At 72.1% G+C, this 21,582-nt stretch carries 23 protein-coding genes; 10 read left to right on the top strand and 13 right to left on the bottom strand.

All coding sequences use genetic code 11. The features are described from left to right. Positions 1–149: 149 nt before the first annotated feature. The gene (locus ACH4K4_RS29555) at positions 150–1,151 is read right to left on the bottom strand and encodes an ABC transporter substrate-binding protein (RefSeq protein WP_398171532.1); all 1,002 of its coding nucleotides are present in this window, start codon (positions 1,149–1,151) and stop codon (positions 150–152) included. A 154-nt stretch (positions 1,152–1,305) separates the two neighbouring features. Here ACH4K4_RS29555 and ACH4K4_RS29550 point away from each other — a divergent pair, with 154 nt between their 5' ends. Then, complete coding sequence (locus ACH4K4_RS29550; protein WP_398171531.1) at positions 1,306–2,106, top strand: ABC transporter ATP-binding protein; 801 nt, start codon at positions 1,306–1,308, stop codon at positions 2,104–2,106. Between the two features lie 30 nt (positions 2,107–2,136). Here ACH4K4_RS29550 and ACH4K4_RS29545 read toward each other — a convergent pair whose 3' ends face one another. Further along, positions 2,137–3,342 (bottom strand): glycosyltransferase, encoded by a 1,206-nt coding sequence (locus ACH4K4_RS29545; protein WP_398171530.1) that lies wholly within the window; start codon positions 3,340–3,342, stop codon positions 2,137–2,139. A gap of 259 nt (positions 3,343–3,601) precedes the next feature. Between ACH4K4_RS29545 and ACH4K4_RS29540 the strand changes: the two genes are divergently transcribed. From ACH4K4_RS29540 to ACH4K4_RS29530, 3 genes are all read left to right on the top strand, one after another. Next, on the top strand, positions 3,602–4,372 hold the full coding sequence (locus ACH4K4_RS29540; protein WP_398171529.1) for a 2OG-Fe dioxygenase family protein: 771 nt from the start codon (positions 3,602–3,604) through the stop codon (positions 4,370–4,372). 89 nt (positions 4,373–4,461) lie between these two features. After that, positions 4,462–5,121 (top strand): HemK2/MTQ2 family protein methyltransferase, encoded by a 660-nt coding sequence (locus ACH4K4_RS29535; protein ID WP_398171528.1) that lies wholly within the window; start codon positions 4,462–4,464, stop codon positions 5,119–5,121. 34 nt (positions 5,122–5,155) lie between these two features. Beyond that, on the top strand, positions 5,156–5,365 hold the full coding sequence (locus ACH4K4_RS29530; RefSeq protein WP_398171621.1) for a CDGSH iron-sulfur domain-containing protein: 210 nt from the start codon (positions 5,156–5,158) through the stop codon (positions 5,363–5,365). Positions 5,366–5,408: 43 nt separating this feature from the next. Here ACH4K4_RS29530 and ACH4K4_RS29525 read toward each other — a convergent pair whose 3' ends face one another. Next, positions 5,409–6,386, bottom strand: coding sequence for an iron-containing redox enzyme family protein (locus tag ACH4K4_RS29525; protein WP_398171527.1), 978 nt, complete (start codon positions 6,384–6,386; stop codon positions 5,409–5,411). A gap of 47 nt (positions 6,387–6,433) precedes the next feature. Then, positions 6,434–7,684 carry an aromatic acid exporter family protein gene (locus tag ACH4K4_RS29520; RefSeq protein WP_398171526.1) on the bottom strand — a complete coding sequence of 417 codons (1,251 nt, stop codon included), beginning with the start codon at positions 7,682–7,684 and terminating at the stop codon, positions 6,434–6,436. A 281-nt stretch (positions 7,685–7,965) separates the two neighbouring features. Between ACH4K4_RS29520 and ACH4K4_RS29515 the strand changes: the two genes are divergently transcribed. Both ACH4K4_RS29515 and ACH4K4_RS29510 read left to right on the top strand, forming a co-directional pair. Next, a complete protein-coding gene (locus ACH4K4_RS29515; protein ID WP_398171525.1) occupies positions 7,966–8,235 on the top strand; it encodes a hypothetical protein in 270 nt (89 codons plus the stop codon). Between the two features lie 144 nt (positions 8,236–8,379). Then, positions 8,380–9,036, top strand: coding sequence for a hypothetical protein (locus tag ACH4K4_RS29510; protein ID WP_398171524.1), 657 nt, complete (start codon positions 8,380–8,382; stop codon positions 9,034–9,036). A 42-nt stretch (positions 9,037–9,078) separates the two neighbouring features. Here the strand turns inward: ACH4K4_RS29510 and ACH4K4_RS29505 are convergent, their stop codons facing one another. The 4 genes from ACH4K4_RS29505 to ACH4K4_RS29490 form a co-directional block, all read right to left on the bottom strand. Continuing rightward, a complete protein-coding gene (locus ACH4K4_RS29505) occupies positions 9,079–10,155 on the bottom strand; it encodes a DUF2637 domain-containing protein (RefSeq protein WP_398171523.1) in 1,077 nt (358 codons plus the stop codon). 79 nt (positions 10,156–10,234) lie between these two features. Further along, the gene (locus ACH4K4_RS29500; protein ID WP_398171522.1) at positions 10,235–10,429 is read right to left on the bottom strand and encodes a hypothetical protein; all 195 of its coding nucleotides are present in this window, start codon (positions 10,427–10,429) and stop codon (positions 10,235–10,237) included. A 119-nt stretch (positions 10,430–10,548) separates the two neighbouring features. Further along, positions 10,549–11,403 carry a helix-turn-helix domain-containing protein gene (locus ACH4K4_RS29495; protein ID WP_398171521.1) on the bottom strand — a complete coding sequence of 285 codons (855 nt, stop codon included), beginning with the start codon at positions 11,401–11,403 and terminating at the stop codon, positions 10,549–10,551. Positions 11,404–11,564: 161 nt separating this feature from the next. Beyond that, positions 11,565–12,203: an HAD family acid phosphatase gene (locus ACH4K4_RS29490; RefSeq protein ID WP_398171520.1), complete on the bottom strand. Its 639-nt coding sequence runs from the start codon at positions 12,201–12,203 to the stop codon at positions 11,565–11,567. Between the two features lie 248 nt (positions 12,204–12,451). Here ACH4K4_RS29490 and ACH4K4_RS29485 point away from each other — a divergent pair, with 248 nt between their 5' ends. Beyond that, a complete protein-coding gene (locus ACH4K4_RS29485) occupies positions 12,452–13,399 on the top strand; it encodes an ATP-binding cassette domain-containing protein (RefSeq protein ID WP_398171519.1) in 948 nt (315 codons plus the stop codon). Positions 13,400–13,419: 20 nt separating this feature from the next. Further along, positions 13,420–14,265: an ABC transporter permease gene (locus tag ACH4K4_RS29480; protein ID WP_398171518.1), complete on the top strand. Its 846-nt coding sequence runs from the start codon at positions 13,420–13,422 to the stop codon at positions 14,263–14,265. A gap of 87 nt (positions 14,266–14,352) precedes the next feature. Here the strand turns inward: ACH4K4_RS29480 and ACH4K4_RS29475 are convergent, their stop codons facing one another. Continuing rightward, positions 14,353–15,156 (bottom strand): alpha/beta fold hydrolase, encoded by an 804-nt coding sequence (locus tag ACH4K4_RS29475; RefSeq protein WP_398171517.1) that lies wholly within the window; start codon positions 15,154–15,156, stop codon positions 14,353–14,355. A gap of 142 nt (positions 15,157–15,298) precedes the next feature. Between ACH4K4_RS29475 and ACH4K4_RS29470 the strand changes: the two genes are divergently transcribed. Beyond that, entirely contained in the window at positions 15,299–16,879 is a 1,581-nt protein-coding gene (locus ACH4K4_RS29470; protein WP_398171620.1) for a histidine kinase, read from the top strand. A gap of 12 nt (positions 16,880–16,891) precedes the next feature. Here ACH4K4_RS29470 and ACH4K4_RS29465 read toward each other — a convergent pair whose 3' ends face one another. Beyond that, positions 16,892–17,830, bottom strand: coding sequence for a TauD/TfdA family dioxygenase (locus ACH4K4_RS29465; RefSeq protein ID WP_398171516.1), 939 nt, complete (start codon positions 17,828–17,830; stop codon positions 16,892–16,894). Between the two features lie 199 nt (positions 17,831–18,029). Between ACH4K4_RS29465 and ACH4K4_RS29460 the strand changes: the two genes are divergently transcribed. After that, complete coding sequence (locus tag ACH4K4_RS29460) at positions 18,030–18,692, top strand: response regulator (protein ID WP_398171515.1); 663 nt, start codon at positions 18,030–18,032, stop codon at positions 18,690–18,692. A 148-nt stretch (positions 18,693–18,840) separates the two neighbouring features. Here the strand turns inward: ACH4K4_RS29460 and ACH4K4_RS29455 are convergent, their stop codons facing one another. From ACH4K4_RS29455 to ACH4K4_RS29445, 3 genes are read right to left on the bottom strand one after another with little or no spacing between them, the layout of a single operon-like run. Further along, positions 18,841–19,644 (bottom strand): ABC transporter, encoded by an 804-nt coding sequence (locus ACH4K4_RS29455; protein ID WP_398171514.1) that lies wholly within the window; start codon positions 19,642–19,644, stop codon positions 18,841–18,843. Beyond that, positions 19,641–20,594 carry an ABC transporter ATP-binding protein gene (locus ACH4K4_RS29450; RefSeq protein ID WP_398171513.1) on the bottom strand — a complete coding sequence of 318 codons (954 nt, stop codon included), beginning with the start codon at positions 20,592–20,594 and terminating at the stop codon, positions 19,641–19,643. Before ACH4K4_RS29450 ends, ACH4K4_RS29455 begins: the two co-directional genes overlap by 4 nt. 29 nt (positions 20,595–20,623) lie before the next feature. After that, on the bottom strand, positions 20,624–21,286 hold the full coding sequence (locus ACH4K4_RS29445; RefSeq protein WP_398171619.1) for a DedA family protein: 663 nt from the start codon (positions 21,284–21,286) through the stop codon (positions 20,624–20,626). Positions 21,287–21,582 lie beyond the last annotated feature (296 nt).

Here is a 21,582-nt window from a genome sequence, read left to right as displayed (position 1 = left end):
CCCGGCCCGGCCGCCCGCGGCCCGCGCGGCCGGGGCGGCGCCCCGGCCGGCCCCCCCCGCGGCGGCGCGCCGGCGCCCGCGGGGGGGGGCGGGGGGGGCCCCCCCCCCCACCCCCGCGGCCGCGCGGACCGTGGTACGGCCGCCCCGGCTCAGGACCCGGACAGCGCCTTGCTGATGTCGTTCATGACGACCTCGCCGGCGAGCGGGCCGCCGCGGGTGGACCAGACGGAGCCGCTGACCGTCACCACGTGGTTCTTCTTGACCGCGCCCAGCTCCTTGTAGGCGGGCTTGGTCTGCACGTCCTTGAGGGCCTTCTCGCCGTCGGAGGTCAGGGTGGACAGGAACAGCCAGTCGCCGTCGATCTCGTTGATCTTCTCCAGGCTGAGCGACGGGGCGTGCGCGTTGCCGTCCTTGTTCTGGTTGGCGGGCCGCTTGAGGCCCATCTCCAGGGCGACGCCGCTGGCGAACTGCTTGGTCTCCATCCAGCTCGGGCCGTCCGGGTTCCAGCGCACGATGGAGACGGCCGCGCCCTTGTTGCCGCCCAGCTTCTCGCCCGCCTTCTTGGCGGCGGCCTCGTGGTCGGCGATGACCTTGTTGGCGTCGTTGAGCTTGTTGACGGCGTTGCCGATGCCCCGGAAGGAGACCTTCCAGTCGTCGGTGGGCGCCATGGTCACCAGGGTGGCGGGGGTGATCTCGCGCAGCTGCTTGAGCACCTGCTCGTCCTGCATGTCCCCGGCGAGGATCAGGTCGGGCTTGGCCGCGACGACCTTGTCCATGACGGGCTTGAGCAGGCCGCCGACGATGTCGATGCCCTTGACCTTGTCGGCCAGGTAGGCCGGCGGCTTGTCCAGGCCCTGCCCGTTGGTGATGCCCACCGGCTTCATGTTCAGCGCGAGGACCGCGTCCAGGTCCTCCTGGGTCAGCGTGACGATGCGCTGCGGGTTCGCGGGCACCTCCACGACCTTGCCGGTGGCGTCCTTGACCGTACGGGTGCCGGAGGACGCGGAGTCCTTGCCGTCCTGCCCCTTCGCCTTGTCCGCGCCGGAGTCCGAGCCGCAGCCCGTCAGCAGCAGCGCCGCGGCACCGAGAGCGGCGACGGCCGATGCGGTACGGCGTCGGGCGGTGAGAAGTGGGCGGCGGGACACGGTCATCGAGGACTCCGGGTTCAATGGGACATGACGTGACGAGGCGTGCGTACGGCTGCCTGGGCAGCCGCAGATCCGCCGATTAGCGTTAAGGTTAGCCTTACCTTATGACAAATAGGCAAGAGGTGTGACCTCTCGCCCTGGAGAAAGGCCGGCACCAGTGGAACTCCGCGTCGAGCAGCTCACCGCCGGATACGCCGGCCACCCGGTCGTCGACGGGGTGGACCTGACGGTCGGGTCGGGCACGGTGGTCGCGGTGGTCGGCCCCAACGGCTGCGGCAAGTCCACGTTGCTGCGCTGCATGGCGCGCCTGCACGAGCCCGCTTCGGGCCGGGTGTTCGCGGGCGAGGCGGACGTCTGGCGGCTCAAGCAGCGGGAGGCGGCCCACCGCATCGCGCTGCTCCCCCAGTCCCCGCAGGCCCCCGAGGCGGTCACCGTCGCCGGCCTCGTACGCTACGGACGCCACCCGCACCAGGGCCTGTTCCGCCAGTGGTCCCGCGAGGACGAGCGGGCCGTGACGCGCGCCCTGGAGGCGACCGGCACCACCGGCCTCGCGGAGCGCCGCCTCGACCAGCTCTCCGGCGGCCAGCGCCAGCGCTGCTGGCTGGCCATGGCACTGGCCCAGGAGACCCCGGTCGTGCTGCTCGACGAGCCGACCAGCGCCCTCGACATCGGCCACGCCGTGGAGGTGCTGGACCTGGTGCGCGAGGTCGCGGCGGGCGGGCGCACCATCGTCATGGTCGTCCACGACCTCGCGGCGGCGGCCCGCTACGCCGACACGGTCGTCGCCATGCGCGCCGGCCGCGTCGTCGCCTCGGGGCCGCCCCGCGAGATCATCGACGCGGCCCTCGTCAGGGAGCTGTACGGCATCGAGGCGGAGATCCTCGCCGCGCCCTCCGACGGCGCGCCGGTGGTCGTGCCGACGGCCCGCGCGGCGGCGGGGCAGGCCGTACGGGCCTGAGGGCACCGCCGCGCGGGGCCTGACCGCGCCTCAGGCGACGAGCTTCTCCAGGTCGGCCACGACCTGCCCGATGTCCGGCAGGGCGAGGCTGGCGAGCTGGGCCCGCCGGACCCTGGCGGCGGTGTCGCGGTCGGCGAGGATCTCCCGGCACACGGCGGCCACGGCCTCGGGCCGGGTGTCGGTCAGGTGCCGGCCGAGGCCCAGTTCCTGTACCCGCTCCGCGTTGGAGTGCTGGTCGCCGAAGTTCGGCAGCACCGCCATCGGCGTGCCCGTGCGTACCGCTTCCCGGACGCTGTTGTAGCCGCCGTGCGTCACGAACAGGTCGGCGCATTCCAGCAGCAGCGGCTGGGCGAGACGGTCCGTCAGGTGGATGTGCGAGGCCGGTTCCACACCCTCCAGTTCGACACCGCCGGTCGCCACGACGGCCGTGCAGTCCAGCTCGGAGAGCCCGGCGACGATGGTCCTCAGCAGTTCGACCGGGTCGGTCATCCCGGGCGGCAGCGGGGCGCCCTCGGGCAGCACCTCGCGGAACATCGGCATCGCGGTGCCCATCGCCGCGAACACCAGCGGCCGGTCCGTGGGCAGGTCGGCCACCCAGCCGGGCAGTCCGGCGGTGCGGTCGACGACGGTGGTCTGCCGGTAGGCCAGGATGGGCGCCGGGTGCCGGGCGAAGGAGTACTCGGCGGGCAGGTAGTCGAAGCGCCCGTGCGGGTACAGCGACGACGGCGACTCCTGCGCGGGCAGCCCGAGGTCCTCGCGCAGCCGGTTCAGGGCCGGGAGCAGGGCCGCCGGGTCGACGATGTTGACCGTGCCCGCGGGTATGGGCAGCTGGGGGATGCCGAGCTGCTCGGCGAGCAGGCAGGCGCCGAGGTCCATGCCGTCGCGGATGACGGCGTCCGGGCGGACGTCCCGGGCCAGCTCTGCCAGCACGCGGTGGCTCTGCACGGCCATGTCGCCGGCCAGCCGGTCGAGCAGCATCCGCATCATCTGCGGGTCGTCCTCCTCGGCGCCGGCGGCGGGGGCGTCCTGCGTCTCCTCCGCGTCGCTCTGGGGCGGGTTGAAGTCGAGCCGGGGCAGGCACACCTCGACCCTGACGGGGTCGGCGGCGAACACCGGCGCCACCTCGGCCGTGGTGGCCACCGTGACCTCGTGTCCGGCTGCGGCCAGCGCGCGGGCCAGCGGCAGCAGGGCCCGTCCGTGCGACGGTGATCCGGTCGCGGTGCACAGGACACGCATGGGTGGTTCCTCTTCTCTGGGCGAGGGGGGCGGTGTGATCACCGTAGGAAGCGCCGAAACCGCGTGTCAACGCGGGATGACGAGGTCCGGCGACATTGCGCCAACCGGCATGGAACGGCCGTTTCGCGGGCAGTGCGCGGTCCTTCGCCCTGCCCGCGGCCGACGCAGCGGCGACGGAGATGCGATCAGCGGCCGGCCGCCACACGATGGGACCACGTACGCGCAGCCGCGCACGGCCGAAGAAAGGCGGACATCCGACGTGGACCACATCGACGACCGCTCGGGGGCGCCGTCCGGCACCGCCGGCCCGGCCGGGGCCGCGTCCCCGGTCGACGCCGCCCGCTCCTGCCTGACCTCGTCCGCCGTCTGCCTGATGGCCCCCGCCTCGGTGCTGGCCCAGATGGGCGCCGACGAGGTCTCCTGGGCCCGCTTCGCCGGGCACTGGGACGAGCTGGGCGAGGACCGCTACGCGGCCGAGCGCGGCACCCGGCGGCTGCGCCGCTACGGGCAGTTCTCGCTCACCCCCGCCACCGGCGAACTGGTCCGGCTGCCGCACGCGCCGTTCGTACAGCCCAAGGACACCAATCCGCTCTACGAGACGGTGGACCGGCACTTCGAGCCGCTGACCGACGCGTTCGTCGCCGACCCGCTCCTGCGGCCGCTGCTGGACCTGCTGGGGCAGGCGGCGAGCGCTCTGGAGGACGCCGGGCGGTGGATCGTGAAGGTACATCCCTTCCGGGTCGTCGCGACGGCCGACGACGCGGGCGACCCCACTCCGGAGGGGCGGCACAAGGACGGCGTCACATTGGTGTCGTCACTGCTCGTCAACCGCGAGAACGCCACCGGCGGCCAGAGCAGCGTCTACACCCACGACGGGCGGGAGCTGCTGTCCACCACCCTGTACCGGCCGGGCAGCCTGCTCTTGTCGGACGACCGGGACTCGCTGCACTGCGTCTCCCCGATCCGCCCGATGGACATCTCGCAGGCCGCCTACCGCGACGTGCTGGTGACCACTCTTACGGCCGCATAGCCGTTGGCCTCCGCAGGGACCACCCGCGCGCGGAGCGGCAGGATTCGTCAGTCGTGGGATAAACGAAGCAACCGGGGTACCCGGGACAGGTGTTCTTCATCAAGCCTCCCGGCGTCTACACGCCTCAGGAAGACACCGGCATGCTGGCGGCAGCGCTCCGGCGCGAAAGCCTGCGGCCCGGCGCCGAGGTGCTCGACGTGGGCACCGGCAGCGGGGCCCTGGCGGTCGCCGCGGCCCGGCTCGGCGGGCGGGTCACCGCGATCGACGCCGCCTTCGCCGCCGTGCTCGCCACCCGGCTGAACGCCTGGATCGCCGGGCAGCGCAACCGGGTGCGGGCGCGGCGGGGAGACCTGCTGCGCCCGGTGGCCGGGCGGCGCTTCGACCTCGTCATGGCGAATCCGCCGTATGTGCCCTCCGCTGCGCGCGTACTGCCGCGCGGCGGCCGGGAGCGGGCGTGGGACGCCGGTCCTGACGGCCGGGCGGTACTGGACCGGCTGTGTGCCGAGGCGCCCGCGCTGCTGGCCCCGGGCGGCGTGCTGCTGCTGGTCCATTCCGGGCTCTGCGACGCCACCCGCACGCTGGGCCTGCTGGACGGGGCCGGACTCCGTACCTCGGTCACCGACCGGCGGATCATCCCGTTCGGGCCCGTCCTGCGGGAGCGGGCTCCTTGGCTGGAAGCCCAGGGGCTGATCGCCCCTGGCCAGGAGAAGGAAGAGTTGGTGGTCATCCGTGCCCGGCGGCCCGCGTGAACACGAGCCCGCACAGGAACGCACCGAGCCGGTCGTGCGCGGCCGGGTGCGCCGGATCCGCGCGGAGCCGGGCGGCCCCGTCCTGGTGGAGGGCCCGGTCGAGGTGGTGCTCGGCGACGGGACGACGGCCCGTTCCGACCGCCCGTGCGTGGCGTTGTGCAGGTGCCGCCGCAGCCGGGCCTATCCCTGGTGCGACACCAGCCACCGCCCCCGCAGGCGGCCGCCCGCCCCTCGCCAGGGCTAGAAGAAGCCGGGGCCAGGAGCCGGGGCCAGGAGGCGGGGTGCCGTCACAGCGGCGCGAACAGGGAGGACTCCCCTGCCCGCCAGGCGCCGAGGAGATGCGCGCCGAACCGGTCCTCCAGCAGGTCGGTGGCGGCGATGCCGAAGGCGACGTCCGGGGCGAGCGCGGGCTCCTCCTGTAGCAGGCCCCGTACGACCTGATGGCGCACCAGCTGCTCGTGGACGGCGTCCGCTTCCACGTGCTCGGTGTAGAAGTGCACGGCCGCGGGCCCCGCGCCCACCCGCTCCAGCGCCTGTGCGAGGCGGCGCGAGCCGGGGGGCGAGGTGACCTCCACCCAGGCGAAGTGGCCGACCAGGGAGCCGCGGTGCGCGCGGTGCAGCCCGAAGAGCGACATGAGGTTGTTGACGGCGAGCATCTGCCGGGCGCAGGCGCCCAGGTAACGGCCGTACGCGGAGTCCAGGCCGAGGTCGTCCATCAGGTCGGCGAAGAGCCGCGCGTGCACGCGTTCCGCGCGGCCCGCCCCGAACTCGTCGTACTCGACCGCCACCATGCCGGCCTTGGCCTCGCCCCACAGGCGCGGCACCACCCACAGGTGGGGGTCGGCCTCCTTGAGGTGGTACAGGGACCGCTGGGCCGCGTACTCGCGCAGCTGCCAGTGCTCGCCCTTGTCGCGCAGGAAGTGGGAGACCCCGTCGCCGTCGGCCGGTTCCACCAGCAGCCCGTCGAGCAGTCCGGCCACGTCGCCGGGCGCCGGGACATCGGCCCGCAGCACGCCGAGGAAGGCGCGTTCCAGCGCGGCCCTGAACCGCAGCAGGTCCGGGTCCCACTCCCAGGTGTCGGGTACCGCCTCGAACCCGCGGTAGTGCAGTTCGTAGCAGAGGGCCAGGGCGAGTTGCAGGTCGTCGCCGTACGGGTCCGCCGCCGCCACCGTACGGGCGTCCGGCAGCCGTGCGGAGCCGGGAGACCCCTCCAGCGCGGTGACGACCGCCGCCGACAGGTCTCCGCGTGCCGGGGGACGTTTCACCTGGCCGACCTTCCCTTCACCCGGTCGGTGCACCCTGCACCGTGTGCTCACGGGTGCCCCCGCCGCCGGCGGAAAAACGCGGCCGGCCGGCCCGTACGGACGGGCTGCCCGGCGGCCGCGTCCGCCGCCGCGCCCCCTTCCTCCGCCTCGACCAGCTCCCACAGCAGCTGTTTCATCTCCACGAGGAGTTCTCCGCCGGCCGGGGCCGCCGGGGCGTGCTCCCCGCGGAAGTCCTCCGCGAGCCCGTCGTAGAGGTCCCAGACGCGCTCGCGGGCCTCGTGGTACCGCTCCCCCGCGGCCGCCCGCTCGTCGTCCGTCTGCCCGCCGTCGGCCAGCAGCGCCTCCTCCGCCTCGCACAGCGCCGCCGCCTCGTCCGCGAGATCGGCGTACCGCCGCAGGAACGCGGCGCCCGGCGCGGTCAGCCGGGCCTTCTCCCCCACGGAGCCCGCCAGCGTGCGGGTGATGGCCGTGAGGTGGCCGGTGGCCCGTTCCCATACGGCGTCGGCCTCCTCGGGAGGCGGCGGGCCGGTGCGGCGCAACCGGAAGCGGGGGTTGAAGCGGGAACTCTCCGTGTTCCAGCGCCGCGCGCTGGCGAGCGCCCGCAGCACCTGGTCCAGCCGGCGCGCACGGTCGTGCCAGCCGGCCGCGTCGGCGGCGCTCCACTCCTCGCCGCGCAGCCCCTCGGCCATCGTCCGCAGCAGTGCGGCGCTCTCCCGCGGCAGGCGCCTGAGCTGGTCGTAGACGTTGCGCAGGTGCACCGGCGGGAGGACGAACGCGTTGACGGTGACGCCTATGACGGCGCCGATCATGGTCTCGACGAGCCGGTGCCCGACCTCGCTCGCCGAGTAGGCGCCGTAGGTGATGACGAACAGGGCGGTCGTGCCGCCGTAGATACCCTGGGCGCCCAGCCTGCGGTGGGTGCCGGGCAGCGTCATGACGGGCAGGGCGACCAGCATGGCGCCCAGCGTGCTGCCGCCGGTCGCGGCCATCGCCGCCGACGCGAGCAGGGCGCCGACCAGGATCACCACGAGCTGCTGGAGCCCGGAGCGCAGCGAGCGGTAGACGGTGGCGTCGACCAGCACCAGCGCCGTCCAGGGGGCCATCAGTGCCAGCGGGGCGTTCAGCCACCAGCCGGTCAGCGCCCAGGCCGCGATGGCGGCGCCGGCCGCTTTCAGCGACTGCACGACGGTGTCCCGCTCCGGGCCGGGCTGCCGCACCGCGCCGCGCACCGTACGGCCGACCGCGCTGACCTCCCACCACAGCCACCGCCACGCCGCCGCCACCCGCGCCTGTGCCAACTCCGCCTCCGCCTCCGCAGCCTCGCTCCGCGTCCGGGTCAGGGCGCGCCGGAGCCCGGCGACCCGGCGCGCTGGGTACCCGTGATCGTCCGGGGTAGTCCCGGCGGGCTCTGGAGTTCGAGTCCTTCGAACACGTCCGCCGGTGGTGTGCGCCGCCCGGGTGGACCGGGCCCCCCGTAGGGGTGGTCGCGGGGGCCGGGGCGCTTCGCAGGCGGCCTTCCGCTCCTTGACTGGGTGCCCGTCCCGCCCGTACCCGTCCACCGACTCCCATGGAAGTTGCGATGCGCATCCGTTCCGCAGTCATCACAGCAGTCGCCGCGGCCGGCGCGGCCGCCGCGCTCGCCCCGCAGGCCGCCGCGGCCCCGGCCTCGGCCTCGTCCCCTGCGGTCTCGGCCCTCACCGACAACGAGGTCGTGCGGCTGCTGCGGATCCCGCTCAGCGAGTCCACCATGAAGGGCGCGCTGGGCACCGTGGAGAGTGCCGCCCGGCCGCTCAACATGGAGAAGGGCGCCTCGCTCACCGGGAAGGGCGCCTCGTTCCCCGGGAAGTGACGCCCGCGCGCCCGGCACCCGAGGGCGCACATACGTACGAGCTGCCGCGCGCGTGTGCGCCCCCGTCTGCGCCTGCCCGCCCCCTCGTCGCGGCGTCACCGTGGAACCGGAACGGTACGCCGCACCCCCGACGAGGAGAGCGAAGTGATCCACATCAGCGAGACACTCGTGCTGCAGACGGTCGAGGACTTCCTCACCACGGAGGAGGTCTCCCGGCTGGTGAAGATCATGGACAGCGAGGCGGCCGGGTGGCGGCCCCGCCATCAGGCCGAGGTCCTCAAGGCCCCCGTGACGGCCCAGGAGGTGCTGGCCGACGCGACCCTGCGGGCGCTGCCCGCGATCCGGCGGAGCATGCCGTCCATCGCCACGGCCGGCCACTGGGGGTACACCGAACTCGCCGTGGGCCAGGGCGTGCCCACCCATCTCGACGGGATCAGCAGCCCGCGCACCCCGCCGCGGCGCATCGGCCGGATCGGCGTCACGATCGCGGACGCGGCGGACGGCGGCCGGTTCTACATCGAGACGACGTCGGACTCCGCGCCCTGGTCCGACACGCTGCTGGGGCCCGACGACGGTTACGAGCCGGGCACGCCGCTCAGCCACAGCCTGCCGCACGGGCCCGCGGCGCACGAGGAGACGCCGCAGTGGCTCATCTCGCCGCGCAAGAGCCGCTGGCTGACCGACGCCGGGCCCGGTGTGGCCGTCGCGTACGGCGCCCAGGTCATCCACGGCGTCACGCCGGTGCTCAGGGGGCGGCTGCGCAAGTTCGTCACCGACCTGGTCGACACGGCGGAGGACTGAGCCCGCCGCGCCCGCGGGCCGCCGGTGGCGGTCGCGGGGCCGCTACCCCGCGGAACGGTGGCGGTGCTGGCCGCGGTTGCTCTGCGCGTGCCGGGCGGCGGCCGGCGGGGCGATGGCGTGGTCGAGCTGGCGTACGAACTGGTGGAAGCAGAGCAGCACGGTCAGCGGCGGCAGTCCCGCCACGGCGATGCCCGACGGGGACGGGTGCACCTGCGCGATGCACAGCAGCATGGCGACGGCGGCGAAGAAGATGACGACGACCCAGGAGTGCAGGGTGCGGCGGCGGTAGGCGCGGGCGCGCAGGATCGACAGGGTGGCCGCGATCCAGGGGCCGTAGATCAGCAGGGGCCACAGCGTCGCGACGTCCGCCGGCGCGACGCCGTCCGCGATGGCGCGCAGGGACGGGTAGGAGGCCACCGCCCCCAGCGCGGCGACGGCGACCGCGATCACCGCCGTCGTCAGCACGGACACCCCGCTCAGCAGGCGCGACCACGACCAGCTTTCAGGGCCCTGGCCGGGGATGCCTTCGTCGTCGTCCGGGTCCGGGTCGGTGGCCAGGTCCGGATCCGCGACCGCGGACTCGGCGGGGTGCGGGAACACGGGCTCGGCGACGCTGTACGGGCCCTCCGCGGTGTCGTACGCGCGCTCGGCGGGCTCGTAGGGGTGCTCGGCGGTGTCGAACGCGGGGCCGGGGTACGGGAATCCGGCGTCCGCCGGCACGAACGCCTGGTCTGCCGGCGGGAAGACGGCGTCCGGCGCCGGGAAGAAACGGTCGGCCTGGGGGTAGGGCGGGTAAGCCGGGTCGGCCTGCGGGATGAAGTAGCCGTCCGGCAGGAAGGCCGGGTCGACGGTGTGGAACGCGGCCTGCGGGCCGTCGGCCACGTAGGGCTGCTCGGCCGTCTCCCACAGTTCCGCCAGCTCGGGGCCGAGTTCCTGTATGACGGCGGCATCCCACCCGTCTTCGGCCACGCCCTGGTACCCGGCCCCGTCGCGCGGGTGCGGCACGCCGACGCCCTCGGAGAAGGGGACGGCGTCGGCCGCGCTCCGGCGCGGCAGCCGGTGCCGGCCGGAGCCAGGGGGCACGGGGACCCGCGGGATGTCGTTCACAACAGCTCTCACAGGAATCGGTGGTGGCCGGTGGGGAAGGGGCCGGCCGACGCGCCGCCCCGCGGGGCGGCGGGCGCCGGGGAGCGGACCGCTACCGGTCGTCCTTGCTGCCTTCGAGGTCGGCCAGCAGCTGTTCCAGCAGGTCGGCGGTGTATTCGAGCCGGACGCGCTGCCCGGGACGGTGCAGGTGCGCGGTCGGCCGCCCACCGGTCGCGGTGCGAGCCCCCGTCGAACTCAGCTGCCAGGCTCCGAGCTGCCGGGTGGGGGAAAAGCTCGTCTCAGTCATATGTCGTCAACGACCTGTGCGCGGAGCGAGTACTGCGGCATACGGGCGAATCGGAATTAAGATAACTAATTCCTCATAACGGTGCCCCAGCCACGTATCGGAACACGGCCCGCGCCACCCTAACGCGGTTCCCCGCTCTCTTCCCGTAGCGGCGGCACGTTGTGGCCGGCTCCTTCCGCCGCCGATTCGCGCAGCACCCGCGCGGTGTGCTGGTCCATGGGGAAGAACAGCTCGACGGCCAGCTCGGACAGGGTCACGTCGGCCGGCGCGCCGAAGGTCGCGATGGTGCTGAACATCGCCAACTCGCCGTGCGGCGTACGGAACCGCATCGGCAGCACCGCCTCGCGCGGCACCCGCTCCCGTGGCGGGGACGGCACCTCGCCGTCCGGCACCTCGTAGCCGCTCACCTCGTCGTACAGCGCGCGCAGCCGAGCGTCGCCCGTGTTGCGCACCTGCTGCAACAGCCCGCCCAGCAGATACGCGCGCACTTCCCCGTAGCCGACCGCGTGCGCCGGAAGCCCCTGGGGGTGCAGGGCCAGCCGCATCACGTTCGGGACGGGCGCCATCAGCTCCGCCGGGGCCGCGCCGAGCAGGACGTCCATCCCGCGGTTGGCGCGCACCACGTTCCACAGCCGGTCGACGACGACCGCCGGATACGGCTCGTGCCCCGTCAGCAGCATGCCCACCGCCGACCGCACGGCGCGCATGTCCTCGCCCTCCAGCGGGCGCTCGCGGTACACCGGCGCGTACCCGGCCGCCATCAGCAGGCTGTTGCGCTCCCGCAGCGGTACGTCCAGATGGTGCGCCAGCCGCAGCACCATCTCCTGGCTGGGCCTGGCGCGCCCGGTCTCCACACAGGACAGATGCCGCGAGGAGGTGTCCGCGCGCAGGGCCAGCTCCAGCTGGCTGAGCTTGCGCCGCAGCCGCCACTCCCGCAAGAGCACCCCCGCCCGGGGCAGTTGATCGACTCCCATGGGCCGACCCTAACGACGGGCCGTTCGCGGGGCCATGACCTCGGAGGTCATGGCATCCGGCACCCGTGGCAGAATGCGGCCCGGCCGCTTGCGTACCGGCGGCCGGGCCGGGTCGATCACTCGCGGTCAATCACTCACGCCCGTGGGCGCGATCGGCCGCGTCAGGAAAGCTGGCCGTCGTAGTCCGGCAGCTTGACCGTGCTTTCCGCGTGGCCGCCCACCAGGTCCGTGGAGTTGTTTCCTATGTTGGCGATGATGGAGTAGCCCTTCGACTCTATCTCCGCGCGCTTCGCCGTCTTGAACTCGCTGACGCTGCCGAAGATGTCACCCAGGCCCCGGTCGTAGAGACCGGTCACCGGGTATCCCACCTGCTCCAGGTTGTTCTTGGTGATGGACCCGATGATGCCCGGACGCGCGGTGACGAAGAATATGCTCACACCCTTGGAGTTCGCGGCCTTGACCGCCTTCAGCACCGGCTGGACGGCGGGCGTCGGAGGCAGCGGGTGGAAATGCGTCTCCAGGGAGGTGTTGTCGATGTCCAGGACGATGGCCAGCTTTTCCCGGGAAGCATCCTGACTGCGCTTTTCGATGTACGGAAGAGCGTCGGCCACGGCCCGCTCCACGTCACGCTTCCAGACGTCGTAGTCGACACTCGCCGTTGCCACCGCCGCCACCGGCTTCTTGCCCGCGGACGGGCCTTCGACCTCCGCCGCGGTGGCGGTGGTGGTCATGGTGGCGGCACTGGCGGCCACCACCGCGGAAATGACGACGACTCGACGCTTCAGGCCACCTCTTGCCATACCGCACGAACCTCTTTCTTGTTGGCCGTCTCAGATTGGAAACTGCACGTGCAAAAACCACACTTGCCGAAAGCCCCGGAGTTCAACCGGTCGCGCATTCTCACGACTTGGCCCGACAGGCGACGAACTTACTTCCTCCGGACCCCCGCGAACCACGCGAACCTAATTACCGGACCGGAACACTAGGGAAAACCTTGGAGGGCAGGGCGGACCTTGACTCCCGCAAGCTCATCGCAAGAGTGTTGGGCATGAGCGATCCGATGATCGAAGCCGATCAGGTCAGCAAGGCATTCGGGGCTGTCACAGCACTCGACCGCGTCGATATACGCGTACCGAGGGGAACCGTGCTCGGCTTGCTGGGCCACAACGGCGCGGGAAAGACCACGCTCGTTCACGTGCTGTCCACCATGCTCGCGCCGGACGGCGGGACGGCGCGGGTCGCGGGTCTCGACGTGACCCGGCACGCCCACGAGGTACGCGGCCGTATCGGGCTCACCGGCCAGTTCGCCTCGGTCGACGAACAGCTGCCCGGGGTCGACAACCTGGTGCTCATCGGGCGCCTGCTGGGCGCGAGCAGGCGGGACGCGCGGGCGCGCGCGACCGAGCTGCTGGAGGTGTTCGACCTCGCCGACGCCGCGGCCCGGCCCGCGCGTACCTACTCCGGCGGTATGCGCCGCCGGCTCGACCTCGCGGCCAGCCTCGTCGGGCAACCCGAGGTGATCTTCCTGGACGAGCCCACCACCGGGCTCGACCCGGCCAGCCGGGTCGCTCTGTGGCAGATCGTCGAGCAGCTGGTCGGCGACGGGACCACGGTGCTGCTCACGACCCAGTACCTGGAGGAGGCCGACCGGCTGGCCGATTCGATCACGGTGCTCTCCGAGGGCCGCGTCGTCGCCTCGGGCACCGCCGCCGAACTCAAGGAGCGGATGGGCCGGCGGGCCGTCCACGTCACGCTCACCGACCCGGGCACCGCCGGGCCCGCACTGCGCGCGCTGACGGACGCCGGACTCCGCCCGTCGCACGACGAGTCCACCGGGGTGCTCAGCACCCCTCTACAGGCCTCCAGCGACCTCACGGTGGTGCTCAGGGCCCTCGACCAGGCCGGCGCCGAGGTCGCCGGCCTCGATCTCGCCGAGCCGTCGCTCGACGATGTGTACCTCCACCTGGCGAAGAAAGTCCGGGCGACCGCCGCCTGACACTGGCAAGAGGAGTCCTGATGACCGCCACGACCGTCGCCCCCAGCCCGGACCGCAGCACCGCGGCCCCCGGCTGGCGCGGCACCGGCTATCCGCAGCAAGTCCTGATACTCACCGGGAGATCCGTCAACGCCCTGCTGAAGAACCCGCAGCTGGTCGTCTTCAGCCTGTTGCAGCCGCTGATCACCCTCACCCTGTTCAGCCAGGTCTTCGGTACCGTCCTGGAGAGTTCGACGCTGTTCCCCGCCGGGGTCAGCTACATCAACTACCTGATGCCGGCGATCCTGATCATCAGCGGTATCGGCGCGGCCCTCCAGTCCGGGATGGGCCTGATCAACGACCTGCGGAACGGGGTCCTCGCCCGGTTCCGGTCGCTGCCGCTGCGGTCGAGTTCGGTACTGGTCGCCCGCAGCCTCGCCGACCTCCTCCGGACCGCCGCCCAGATGCTCCTGCTGCTGGTCTTCGCCACCGCCGTGTTCGGCTTCTCGCCGCCGGGCGGCTTCCTCGGCGCGGTACTCGCCGCGCTCCTGGGCCTGGTCGTCAGCTGGGCGCTGACGTGGCTGTTCCTCGCGCTCGCCGCCTGGCTGCGCAACAGCGAGGTGATGCAGGCCGTCGGCTTCCTCGCCACGTTCCCCATGATGTTCGCGTCGAGCGCCTACGTACCGGTGGACGGACTGCCGGGCTGGGTACAGGCCATCGCCCTGTTCAACCCGCTGACGTACGCGGTGGACACCGCCCGCGACCTGACACTCGGCGACCCGGTGGGCAACGGCATCCTGCTCTCGCTGGCCACCACGGCCGGAGTGCTCGTGGTGTGCATGTCCCTCGCGGTCAAGGGCTTCCAGCGCCCCTTGCAGTCCCGCTGAACCGGAGGGCCTCCCAGGCCCGTACGAACGCCGGCCGCCCCCGAGCGAACGCCCGGGGGCGGCGGTACGCCGTGGGGTACGCGGCTCCTAGCCTGTCCGGAAGAAGGCGAGGATGCTGCGGTTGACCCCCTCCGGGTTCTCCAAGTAGCCGTAGTGACCGCAGTCCTCGAACAGTGTGTGACTGGCGCCGGGGATCGCGTCGGCCACCTCTCTGCCGTGTTCGGGCGGGGTGATCAGGTCGTCGGCGAACGAGATCACGTGGCAGGGGACGGATATCGACCGGTACGCGGCGAGCCGGTCGGGCAGCGGGTCGAGGGCCAGCTGTGCGCGCAGGCCCGGACCGCTGGGTTCGGAGAACTCCATGACGTCGAGCCAGTCGGCGGCGGCCGCGTCGTCCAGGAGGGTCTTCGGCGACAGCGACTGCATGGCGCGTATCACCGCCTGGTACTCCGGGGGCAGCTTCGCGCCGGAGTCGGCGAGGGCCAGCTCGGCCCTGGCGAGCGCCGAGCGCGCGACGTCGGACCTGGCGCGGGTGGCCATCAGTACGGCCTGCCGCACCACGTCGGGGCGGCGCAGGGCGAGTTCCTGCACGATGGCGGCGCCCATCGACGTACCGACGAACCGGGCGGGCGCGATGTCCAGGTGGTTCACGAGCGCGAGGACGTCGTCCACCATGTCGTGCAGGGTGAATCCCTCGGCGCACTCGGACGTCGGCGGAATTCCCCGGTTGTCGAAGGTGATCACGCGGTATCCCGCCGCCACGAGAGCCGGAACCTGGTGGAGATTCCACGCGCGTGCGCCACTCCCGGTGCCCATGACCAGCACCACGGGTTCTCCCCCGCCCTGTTCGTAATAGCTGAGGCGGATTCCGTTGAGCGTGGCGATGGTCATCGCGACCCCGTTGAGAAATTCATGCCGTCCAGCTAATCGTCGGCACAACGGGGGGTCAATGGCGAGGGGTTGGAGCACGCGCAGCTCTGGTGGGATCGCCAGACCTGGAGCCCGGTGACCGCTGGTACCGTGCACCCACGTGATGACACTCCTGCGCCGGCGTATCCGGCCCGCGGCGCCGAAAGACGTTTCCTTAAACCCCCGCCTCGTCCTCAGCGACCTGGCACTGTGGGTGATTCTCATTCCGTCGGTCGTGCCTTTGGTGCTGGACCGGCGCAGCGCCCCGTCGTTCTGGTGGGAGCTGGCCGGCATGCTGGCGCTGATCGGCGCGGCGGTGTTCAGCAGTCGCCGGTTCCCCGCCCTGGCGATGTTCATCGCCGCGGTGCTGATCATGCTCAACGTCTGGTTCTCCGTGACGCTGCTGGTCATGAGCTACCTGGCCGGCCGCCGGATGGCCTCGCCGCGTACGGCGCTGCTCACCTTCACCGCGATCCTGGTGTCGGGGTCGGTACTGAACCTGGTCCTGCGGGCCGCGGCGTGGAGCTGGTTCACGGCGGTGTGCGCGCTGCCGCTGGTCATGGTCTTCCCCTGGATGGTGGGCCGGTACTTCCGGCTCCAGAACGAGCTGGTGGTGAGCGGCTGGGACCGGGCGCTCCAGCTGGAGCGCGAACAGCACCTGCTCGCCGACAAGGCCCGCATGCGGGAGCGGGCGCGCATCGCGCAGGACATGCACGACTCCCTCGGGCACCAGCTGACCCTGATCTCCTTGCAGGCCGGCGCCCTGGAGGTGCAGCCGGATCTCGCCCCGCACCACCGTGGTTCGGTCGCCCAGCTGCGTGAGTCCGCGACGCAGGCCACGGAGAGCCTGCGCGAGACGATCGGCACGCTGCGCGAGGACGCGGAGCCCGCGGCGACCAAGCCCCTGGGCAAGAGCATCCCCGAACTGGTCGACGGCGCCCGCGCGTCGGGCATGGTCACGGGATTGCGCCGGGTGGGTACGGCCGAGCTGTCGACCCTGACGGACCTGGCGGCCCGGCGGGTGGTGCTCGAATCGCTGACCAACGCGGGGAAGCACGCCCCGGGCAGCCCCGTCACCGTCGAGGTGCTGCACGGGACGGGCGAGACCACCGTACGCGTGGCGAACCAGGCACCGCCGGACGGGCCGCCGCGGCACCCCGTGCGCGGCGGGCTGGGGCTGGTCGGCCTCGACGAGCGGGTGCGGCTGGTGGGCGGCACGCTGCGGGCCGGGCCGCTGGACGACGGCGGGTTCGAGGTGGTCGCGCGGCTCCCGCACAAGGCGGGAGCCGCCATCTCGGCCAGTCCGGACTTCCTGGGGGCGCCCGTGAACCCGGAGCGCAAGCTGCACCAGGCGCAGCGGCGTACGCGCTACGGCCTGTTCCTCACCATCGGGGCGCTGACGACGGGCGTCGCCATCGCGGTGACGCTGACCGCCACCATCGTCTACCAGCTGCTCAACTCGGTGCTGCGGCCGGCCGAGTTCGAGCGCATCAGCGTGGGCCAGTCGCAGACGCTCCTGGAGCAGACGCTCCTGCCGCGGGAGGAGTACCAGCAGGGCGCGAGGAGTGTGTCGGAGTCCCGGCCGCCCGCCGGCGCGGTGTGCCGGTACTACCGTTCCACGCCCGACATCTTCACGCCCGCCGACGTGTACCGGCTCTGCTTCGTGAACGGGCGGCTGGCGACGAAGAACGCCTTCTCCCCCTGAGCCGCCCACGGTTCAGGACATGGCGACGAGGATGCGGCGCGGGCCGGTGAACGGCCGGCGCCCGTGGCCGACGAGCAGGTTGTCGATGAGCATGACGTCGCCCTCGTGCCAGTCGACGTCCACCGCGTTCTCCAGCCCGCGATCGCGCACCTGTATGGCCCACTCGCCCGGGATGGGGGTGCCGTCGGCAAGGGTCACCGACTGCGGCAGTTCGTCCTCCGGCATCAGCTGCGCCAGCTCGGCGGCGGTCTCGTCGTCGAGCGCGGCGGGGTGCCACTGGTCGGACTGGTTGAACCAGACCTCGTCGCCGGTCTCCGGGTGGGTGATCGTGGACCTGCGCTGCTGCCGGATGCGCAGGGTGTCGCCGGGCAGCCATTCCCACTCGGCCTCGGCGCCCCGCAGGAACCGCTCGACCTCGTCCTTGTCGTCGGTCTCGAAGGTGTCCTGCCAGGACTTGCCGAGGCCCCTGCCGCCGTGCAGGTTCTGCGTGTACCGGACGCCGCCGCGGAACGCCTCGCGGATCTCGGGGTCGAGGGACTCCAGCCACAGCCTGCCGTCGACGACGGGGGTGGCCCCGCCGGTCTCGGGGGCCTTGGCGCAGAAGAACATCAGCCGGGTCGGCCACGAAGAGGAGTAGGACATCTCGTTGTGCATGGAGATGGTGTACTCGGGCGGGTACTCGGTCGAGGTGTACACGTTCTTGCCCACTTTGGTTCTCGGCGAGTTTCCGTGTACGTACGCGAGCCGTTTCGGCAGCAGCAGTTCCATCACCGATTCGACGCTCTCCTCGGTGACGTGGAAGCCGCGGAACACGATGGCCTTCGACTCGGTCAGCAGCCGGTCGAACTCCGCGTTGCCCCGGATGTAGTCGATCAGCCCCTCCGCGGTCGGTGCGGTGCCCGTCTCCTGCGGGGTGATGTCGCGCGGTTGCCATTTACGAAGGTCGCTCACCCTGGAACTCCATTCACAGCTGGTCGCTTTCCCGACGCCCAGCATCCACCGGGAGAAAGGGGGGCGGCACGTATGGCGGCGAAGACTAGAAGAATCGCTGGTGTTCCCCGCCCCGCACGGCCGGCGACGGGTCGGCGCGACCCCGCGGCACCCTCTAGGATCAGCACGTCAGGGATCGGAACCAAAGCGGGAGCTGCTGATGGTGGTTCGGGTCGTCCTGGCCGATGACGAGGGTCTGGTCCGTGCCGGAGTGCGGGCGATCCTCACGTCGGCGGCGGACGTCGAAGTGGTCGCCGAGGCCGAGGACGGGATCCAGGCCATCGAGGTGACCCGGCAGTACCGTCCGGACGTCCTGCTGCTGGACGTGCAGATGCCCAACCTGTCGGGTCTCAACGCCATTTCCAGGATCCGCGAGGTCGCGCCCGAGACCGCGGTGATCGTGCTGACGACGTTCCTGGAGGACGACTACATCGCCAGCGCGCTCCACGACGGGGCCCTCGGCTTCATGCTCAAGGCGGCCGACCCGCGCGAACTGATCGACGGGGTCAGGGCGGTGGCGGAGGGGGCGGCGTATCTGTCCCCGCGGGTGGCGCGGCGGGTGATCGCCGGGCTCGGCGCGAGCCGGATGAGCCGCGAGGCGACGGCCCGCAGGCTGGTGGAGGACCTGACCATCAGGGAGCGCGAGCTGCTCGGCCTGCTCGCGGCGGGGCTGTCCAACGCCGAGCTGGCCCGGCGGATGCACCTGGCCGAAGGCACGGTGAAGAGCTACATCAGCACCATCCTGAACCGGCTGGGGGTCAGGAACCGGGTGCAGGCGGCGATCATCGGGCACGAGGCCGGTCTCGCCCCCGAGGAGCCCTGAGGCCCGGACGGACCCTGCGGTCCGGAGAAGCCCCGAGGCCCGCCGGGTCCGGCCCTTGAGGGCGCGAACCGGGCGGGCCAAGCGGCGTACCGCCAAGGCGCGGGGGTCGCCTTGACGGTACGCGTTCTGGGGGTGGGGCGGCCGGGCGTCAGGCGTCGCGCCGCCGGAGGGCGACGTGCGCGGCGATCAGCGCCGCCACGGCCCACGCGGCCACGATGAACAGCCCCAGGGTCGGCGGGTAGTACACCTCTTCGCTCAGCATGAAGCGCAGTCCCGCCATACTCGGCATGAAGTCCACCGCCTGCTCCACCCCTGCCATCTTGCTCATCTGGAGGAGCATCGGCAGGGCCAGCAGCAGGACGAAGGAGACCGTGAGGGTGCCCGCGACGCTGCGGAGGACCGCACCGAAGCCGATGGTGAGCACGCCGCAGAGGGCGAGTACCGCGCCCATGCCCAGGATCGCCCGTAAGGCGCTCCCCGTGGTGTACGGCGTGCCGTACTGGCCCAGGATCCGGTCGGCGAGCACGACGCCCACCAGCCCCATCAGCGCGCCCGTCGCGAACAGCACCGGCGCGACCACCGCGCACTTCGCCAGGAGCATGCGGGTACGGACCGGGATCCACTGGAGGGTCGTCCGCATGCTGCCGCTCGCGTACTCGCCGGCGATGACCAGGACGGCCAGCGCGATGATGGCGAGCTGCGAGACGACGACGGCGTCCACCGCCGACTCCGGTGCGGACGAGGTCGCGGCGTCCGGCCTGCCGCTGATGTGCTGCGACTTGACCGACAGGGCCTGGAAGAAGACGTAGCCGCCTTCCATCGACACCGCCGCGGCCAGGATGACCCAGGTGGAGCGCAGCGACCACAGCTTCGTCCACTCCGCCGCCACGGCGCCGGGGAACCCGCCGCCCCGGTGGTGGCGTTCACGCGGGCGCAGTTCCATCGTGCTCATCGCCTGGCCCCCGTCCGCGTCGGGGCGGCGGCCTGGGGGCTCGGCGCGCCGTACTCGACGCCGTCGGCGGTCATGTTCATGAACACGTCTTCCAAGGAGGGCTCCGGGGCGGCCAGGCCGTGCAGGCGTACGCCGATGTGGTGGGCGATGTCGCCGACGTGCTCCACCGTGGTGCGGTACAGCGTCAGTTCGTCGGCGGCGGTCTGGCGGACGTCGATCCACTGGCCGGCCAGCACCTCGCCGAGCATCCGCAGCTGCTGCGGGTCGGGGATGCGGGCCGTGACCACGCCGAACGAACCGCTCTTGATCACCTCTTCCATCGGCGCGTCCATCACCAGCTTGCCGCGGGCGATCACCACCAGGTGGTCGGCGGTCATCTGCATCTCGCTCATCAGGTGGCTGGAGACGAAGACCGTGCGGCCCTCGTCCGCGAGCGAGCGCATCAGCTCACGGATCCAGCGCACCCCGTCGGGGTCGAGTCCGTTCACCGGCTCGTCGAAGAGCAGGATCTCCGGCCGCCCGAGGAGCGCCCCCGCGATGCCCAGGCGCTGGCCCATGCCGAGGGAGAAGTTGCCCATCCGCTTGTCGGCGGCCGACGTCATGCCGACCGTCTCCAGCACCTCGTCCACCCGGCGCTTGGAGATCCCGTTGCTGCGCGCCATGGCGAGCAGGTGCTTGCGCGCGGTCCTGGCCGGATGCGTCGCCTTGGCGTCGAGGAGCGCCCCCACCACGCGGAGCGGGTGCTTGAGCTCCGCGTAGTGCTTGCCGCCGATCAGCGCCTGGCCCGAGGTGGGCCGGTCGAGACCGAGGACGGCGCGCATCGAGGTGGACTTGCCCGCGCCGTTGGGGCCCAGGAAGCCGGTCACCTTGCCCGGTATGACGTCGAAGGACAGGTTGTCGACGACCTTCTTGTCGCCGTACCGCTTCGTGAGGCGCCGGAGTGTGATCATGATGCTTCCCTCACCCTTCCCGCGACGGCTCAGCGCGCATGGCTGCCGCGACGGCTGTCCTTGCGCAGGCGGGAGACGCGCACCACCACGAACAGGACGATGGCGAGGCCGACGGCCACGATGACGACCTTCTCCATGATCCCGGCGTACTGCTCGACCCGGTGCCACTGGTTGCCGAGGCCGTAGCCGGCCATGACCAGGACGGTGTTCCAGATCGCGCTTCCCAGGGCCGTCAGCAGCGTGAAGGTGAGCAGCGGCATCCGGACGACGCCGGCGGGCACCGAGATCAGACTTCGGAAGATCGGCAGTACCCGGCCGAAGAAGACGGCCTTGGTGCCGTGCTTGGCGAACCACGCCTCCGTCTTGTCGTAGTCGGACACCTTCATCAGCGGGATCTTCGCGATGATCCTGCGGAGGCGGTCCCGGCCGATCAGCGCGCCGAGGAAGTACAGCACGAGAGCGCCCACGACCGAGCCCGCCGTGGTCCACAGCAGCGCCTCGGCGATGCCCATCTTGCCCTGGCTGGCGGTGAAGCCGGCCAGCGGCAGGAACAGCTCGCTCGGCAGCGGCGGGAAGAGGTTCTCCGCGAAGATGGCGAAGCCGGCTCCCGGTCCGCCCAGGCTCTCCATCAGGTCGACTAGCTTACCGGCCAGACCGCCCAACTCGGGTTCGGTCGCGGATGCGAGGGTCAGAGCGGACAACACGGACTCCCAGTGGTTCCAGTGGTCGAGGACGGCTGAGGGGCGGGCAGCCGGACCGGAGGTTCCGGGCCGGGCCCTTTCGAGGCCCTCGCTCGTTTCACCGGAAGCCTATGAACGGCACTCCCCCCGGCGCAGCGCACCAACGGCCCTTGTCGGCACCCACTTTCGTTGGGACGTCCGCCACCCCCGGCACCCACTTTCGGCGGGACCGGGCCGCGGGCGCACGAAAGAGCGGCCCGCCGGTGGCGGGCCGCTCTTTCGTGCGCTGCCGGGGAAAAGGGCCGGCG

Source organism: Streptomyces sp. NPDC017529, assembly GCF_044329785.1.
In the GTDB taxonomy this organism is placed as follows: Bacteria; Actinomycetota; Actinomycetes; order Streptomycetales; family Streptomycetaceae; genus Streptomyces.
The sequence above is the reverse complement of the archived record's forward strand: the minus strand, read 5'-3'. Positions and strand labels throughout refer to the sequence as shown.

Excerpts from the sequence above, each read along its gene's own strand:
- ACH4K4_RS29555 (WP_398171532.1), bottom strand. The coding sequence starts at position 1,151 with ATGACCGTGTCCCGCCGCCCACTTCTCACCGCCCGACGCCGTACCGCA.
- ACH4K4_RS29545 (WP_398171530.1), bottom strand. The coding sequence starts at position 3,342 with ATGCGTGTCCTGTGCACCGCGACCGGATCACCGTCGCACGGACGGGCC.
- ACH4K4_RS29515 (WP_398171525.1), top strand. The coding sequence starts at position 7,966 with ATGCGCATCCGTTCCGCAGTCATCACAGCAGTCGCCGCGGCCGGCGCG.
- ACH4K4_RS29500 (WP_398171522.1), bottom strand. The coding sequence starts at position 10,429 with ATGACTGAGACGAGCTTTTCCCCCACCCGGCAGCTCGGAGCCTGGCAG.
- ACH4K4_RS29495 (WP_398171521.1), bottom strand. The coding sequence starts at position 11,403 with ATGGGAGTCGATCAACTGCCCCGGGCGGGGGTGCTCTTGCGGGAGTGG.
- ACH4K4_RS29490 (WP_398171520.1), bottom strand. The coding sequence starts at position 12,203 with ATGGCAAGAGGTGGCCTGAAGCGTCGAGTCGTCGTCATTTCCGCGGTG.
- ACH4K4_RS29485 (WP_398171519.1), top strand. The coding sequence starts at position 12,452 with ATGAGCGATCCGATGATCGAAGCCGATCAGGTCAGCAAGGCATTCGGG.
- ACH4K4_RS29480 (WP_398171518.1), top strand. The coding sequence starts at position 13,420 with ATGACCGCCACGACCGTCGCCCCCAGCCCGGACCGCAGCACCGCGGCC.
- ACH4K4_RS29475 (WP_398171517.1), bottom strand. The coding sequence starts at position 15,156 with ATGACCATCGCCACGCTCAACGGAATCCGCCTCAGCTATTACGAACAG.
- ACH4K4_RS29470 (WP_398171620.1), top strand. The coding sequence starts at position 15,299 with ATGACACTCCTGCGCCGGCGTATCCGGCCCGCGGCGCCGAAAGACGTT.
- ACH4K4_RS29460 (WP_398171515.1), top strand. The coding sequence starts at position 18,030 with ATGGTGGTTCGGGTCGTCCTGGCCGATGACGAGGGTCTGGTCCGTGCC.
- ACH4K4_RS29455 (WP_398171514.1), bottom strand. The coding sequence starts at position 19,644 with ATGAGCACGATGGAACTGCGCCCGCGTGAACGCCACCACCGGGGCGGC.
- ACH4K4_RS29450 (WP_398171513.1), bottom strand. The coding sequence starts at position 20,594 with ATGATCACACTCCGGCGCCTCACGAAGCGGTACGGCGACAAGAAGGTC.